This window comes from Rhizobacter sp. P1_G5, from assembly GCF_056405435.1.
Genome location: NZ_JBFUCB010000512.1, coordinates 1 through 4,438, shown reverse-complemented (window position 1 = coordinate 4,438; position 4,438 = coordinate 1). Strand labels below are relative to the sequence as shown.

Genomic DNA, 4,438 nt, shown 5'->3' with positions numbered 1-4,438 from the left:
GTGTGGCAGCTCTACGACCTGGCGGCCGCCTTCGCCGACCTGCTCGATGCCGGCGGCGTGCTGGCCGGCATCAGTGCCGGCGCGAACTGCTGGTTCGACCGCTACGTCACCGACAGCGTGCCCGGCGGCGGCGTGAAGCCGGGCCTCGGCTTCGCGGCCGGCAGCTTCTGCCCGCACTACGACGGCGAATCGTGGCGCCGGCCGCTCGTCGAGCAGGTCGCGCGCGACCATGCCGGCGAGTGCCTGGCCTGCGACGACAGTGCGGCGGTGCGCCTGGATGCGCAAGGCCGTCTCGTCGAAGCCGTCGCCTCGGTCGAGGGCAAGCGCGCCCACCGCTGGATCGACGGCGAGCCCGCGCCCCTCATCACCCGGCTGCTGGCCTGAGAGGGCGAGAGCAAATCCGCAACTGCTTACACTGCCGCGTCTTCGCTGCACTGCAACATCATGACGACCGACCTGCAAGAACTCCTGGACAGCAACCGCCTGTGGGCGCAGCGCACCGAAGCACGCACGCCGGGCTTCTTCACCGGCCTGCTGAAGCAGCAGGCGCCGCAGTACCTGTGGATCGGCTGCGCCGACAGCCGCGTGCCGGCCAACGAGCTGGTCGACCTGGCGCCGGGCGAGCTGTTCGTGCACCGCAACGTCGCCAACGTGGTGGTGCACTCCGACCTGAACGCCCTGTCGGTGATCCAGTTCGCCACCGACATGCTGAAGGTCAAGCACATCATCGTGGTCGGCCATTCCGGCTGCGGCGGCGTGGCGGCGGCGCTGCACGACCGGCGCGTCGGCCTGGCCGACAACTGGATCAGCCACGTCAAGGACGTGCGCAACAAGCACCAGGCCTGGCTCGACACCGTGCAGGAATCGCGCCGCGTCGATGCGCTGTGCGAGCTGAACGTGATCGAGCAGGCGCGCAACGTCTGCCACACCACGGTGGTCGAGGAGGCCTGGCGGCGCGGCCAGGAGCTGGTCATCCACGGCTGGTTCTACGGCCTGTACAACGGCCTGCTGCAGGACATGAAGATCACCATCGCCGGCCCGGAGCAGGTCGGCACGGCGTACGACGACGCGCTGGCCGGGCTGCAGTCGCGCTATGCCTCGATGGGGGCGGTCGGCTGAACCGCGGCGGCGCATGTTCCCGCAGGCCCTCACCGACGCGCGCGCGTTCGGCATCGCACAGGCGATGCTCGACGGCTTCAACCGCCACTATCGGTTGTTCCGCGCGGCCAGCGCCGGCGCCAAGCAGCGCTTCGAGAGCGCCGACTGGCACGGCCAGCAGCGCGCGCAGCGCGAGCGCATCGAGTTCTACGACGTGCGCGTCGACGAGGCCGTCGAACGGCTGCAGACCGAGTTCGATGCCGCGAGCCTGTCGTCCGAGGCCTGGCAGGAAGCCAAGCTGCACTACATCGGCCTGCTGACCAACCACCACCAGCCCGAGCTCGCCGAGACCTTCTTCAACTCGGTGACGACGAAGATCCTGCACCGCAGCTACTTCAACAACGACTTCATCTTCGTGCGCCCGGCCGTGTCGACCGAGTACATCGAGAACGACGARCCGGCATCGCAGCCGACCTACCGCGCCTACTACCCGACGCGCGAGACGCTGCGCGAGACCTGGCTGCGCGTGGTGCACAACTTCCAGCTGGCCTGCGAGTTCGAGGATCTCGATCGCGACATCGACCACGTGCTGGCCGCCGTCACCGCGCAGATGGGCGATTTCCGGCCGCGCGCGAACTTCCAGATCCAGGTGCTGAGCTCGCTGTTCTTCCGCAACAAGGGCGCCTACGCGGTCGGCAAGGTGATCAACGGCTTCCGCGAGACGCCGTTCGCGCTGCCGATCCTGCACAGCGCCGGCGGCAAGGGGCTCACGATCGACACCGTGCTGCTCAGCGAGGACGACCTGCTGATGCTGTTCAGCTTCGCGCGTGCGTACTTCCTGGTCGACATGGAGATCCCGTCGGCGTATGTGCAGTTCCTGCGTTCGCTGATGCCGCGCAAGCCGCGCTCGGAGCTGTACAGCGCGCTCGGCCTGCAGAAGCAGGGCAAGAACATCTTCTACCGCGACCTGCTCGCGCACCTGCGCCACAGCAGCGACACGTTCCGCATCGCGCCCGGCATCAAGGGCATGGTGATGCTGGTGTTCGACCTGCCGTCGTTCCCGTACGTGTTCAAGGTGATCAAGGATTTCTACCCGCCGCAGAAGGAAACCACGCGCGAGCTGATCAAGAGCAAGTACCTGCTCGTGAAGCAGCACGACCGCGTCGGGCGCATGGCCGACACGCTGGAGTACAGCAACGTGGCCTTCCCGCGGGTGCGCTTCGACGACGAGCTGGTGGCCGAGCTGAAGCACTTCTGCGGCAGCCTGCTCGAGCAGGACGGTGACGACCTGGTGATCCGCCACGTCTACATCGAGCGCCGGATGATCCCGCTCAACATCTACCTGCAGGAGGCGACGCCCGAGCAGGTGGAGCACGCGGTGGTCGAGTACGGCAACGCGATCAAGGACCTGGTTGCCGCGAACATCTTTCCCGGCGACATGCTGTGGAAGAACTTCGGCGTCACGCGCAACGGCAAGGTGGTGTTCTACGACTACGACGAGATCGAGTACCTGAGCGACTGCAACTTCCGCCGCGTGCCGGCCGCGCGCACCGAGGAGGAAGAACTCTCCGGCGAGGTCTGGTACCGGGTCGGGCCGCGCGACGTGTTTCCCGAGACCTTCGGGCCGTTCCTGCTCGGCCACCCGGGCGTGCGCGAGGTGTTCATGAAACACCATGCCGACCTGCTGGATGCCGATTTCTGGCAGCGTCGCAAGGAGCGCATCCAGGCCGGGCATGTGCACGACGTGTTCCCGTACGACCCGGCGCGGCGCTTCAAGAACCAACGACGGCTGCGCGCGGCGCAGCAAGGCTCGACATGATGACCCTGAATGAACGCAGCCGCGCCGCGGTGTGGCACCCCTGCAGCCAGATGAAGCAGCACGAGACGCAGCCGCTGCTCGAAGTGGCCGGCGCCGAGGGCGTGTGGCTGATCGATCCGGCCGGCCGGCGCTATCTCGACGGCATCAGTTCGTGGTGGGTCAACCTGTTCGGCCACGGGCATCCGCACCTGCGCGCGGCGCTGCATGCGCAGCTCGACACGCTGTGCCACGTGATGCTGGCGGGCTGCACGCACGAGCCGGTGGTGGCGCTGTCGGAGCGGCTGGCCGAGCTCACCGGCCTGGGCCATGCGTTCTACGCCAGCGACGGCGCGGCCGCCACCGAGATCGCGCTGAAGATGAGCGCCCACCACTGGCGCAACCGCGGCCGGCCCGGCAAGAACAAATTCGTCGGCATCGAGGGCGGCTACCACGGCGAGACGGTGGGCGCGCTGTCGGTCACCGACATCCCGTTGTTCCGCGATGCCTACGGCCCGCTGGTGCGCCTGAGCGCGACGGTGCCCAGCCCCGATGCGCGCGGCGCGCTGCCGGGCGAGACGGCGGCCGACGTGGCCCGCCGCTGTGCGCAGGCGCTGCAGGCGGTGCTCGAATCGCGGCACGACGAGATCGCCGCGGTGATCGTCGAGCCGCTGATCCAGTGCGCCGCCGGCATGGCGATGCACGACCCGGCCTGGCTGCGCGAGCTGCGCGCGCTGTGCGACCGCTACGAGGTGCACCTGGTGTGCGACGAGATCGCGGTCGGCTTCGGCCGCACCGGCAGCCTGTTCGCGCACCAGCAGGCCGGCATCCGGCCCGACCTGCTGTGCCTGTCGAAGGGGCTGACCGGCGGCACGATGGCGTTGTCGACGGTGCTGGCCAGCGACGAGGTGTTCGCGTCGTTCTACGACGACAGCACGGCGCGCGGCTTCCTGCATTCGCATTCGTACACCGGCAACCCGCTGGCCTGCCGTGCTGCGCTCGCGACGCTGGAGATCTTCGGCCAGCGCGACTGGATGGCGCACAACGCGACAACGGCCGCGGCGCTCGACGCGCTGTGCGAGCCGTTGCGCGCGCACCCGGCGGTGCTGCGCAGCCGCCGGCTCGGCATGGTGTGGGCGTTCGACATCGACAGCGCGGATCCGCTGTTCGCGCGCCGCTACCACGCGGCCGCGCTGCGCCACGGCCTGATGCTGCGGCCGATCGGCAGCACGCTGTACTTCATGCCGCCGTACGTGATCGACGAGGCGGCGTGCGCGCAGCTGGCAAGCGGTGCGCTGGCCGCACTGCAGGAGACCCTGGAATGAACGTCGAAGGCTATTTCGTCACCGGCACCGACACCGGCGTCGGCAAGACCCTGGTCGCGAGCACGCTGATGCTCGACCTGCGCCGCCGCCACAAGCGCGTCGTCGGCATGAAACCGGTGGCCGCCGGCACGATCGCGACGCCGCACGGCGACGACAACGAAGACGTGCTTGCGCTGCGCGCCGCCGCCACCGTCGCGGTCCCGCGCGAGCTGGACAACCC

Annotated in this window: 5 protein-coding genes; all 5 read left to right on the top strand. The window is 68.9% G+C overall.

The features are described from left to right. On the top strand, window positions 1–384 hold a 384-nt coding region (locus AC1D12_RS25775; protein WP_477843774.1), incomplete at its 5' end, for a Type 1 glutamine amidotransferase-like domain-containing protein. A 60-nt stretch (window positions 385–444) separates the two neighbouring features. Then, window positions 445–1,119: a carbonate dehydratase gene (gene can, locus AC1D12_RS25770; protein ID WP_465112753.1), complete on the top strand. Its 675-nt coding sequence runs from the start codon at window positions 445–447 to the stop codon at window positions 1,117–1,119. A gap of 13 nt (window positions 1,120–1,132) precedes the next feature. Then, the gene (aceK, locus tag AC1D12_RS25765; RefSeq protein ID WP_465112752.1) at window positions 1,133–2,917 is read left to right on the top strand and encodes a bifunctional isocitrate dehydrogenase kinase/phosphatase; all 1,785 of its coding nucleotides are present in this window, start codon (window positions 1,133–1,135) and stop codon (window positions 2,915–2,917) included. Continuing rightward, window positions 2,917–4,218: an adenosylmethionine--8-amino-7-oxononanoate transaminase gene (gene bioA / locus AC1D12_RS25760; RefSeq protein ID WP_477843772.1), complete on the top strand. Its 1,302-nt coding sequence runs from the start codon at window positions 2,917–2,919 to the stop codon at window positions 4,216–4,218. Before aceK ends, bioA begins: the two co-directional genes overlap by 1 nt. Then, window positions 4,215–4,438, top strand: a 224-nt coding sequence (bioD, locus tag AC1D12_RS25755) for an ATP-dependent dethiobiotin synthetase BioD (protein ID WP_477843770.1), incomplete at its 3' end; no start/stop codon positions are given. The genes bioA and bioD, both read left to right, overlap by 4 nt.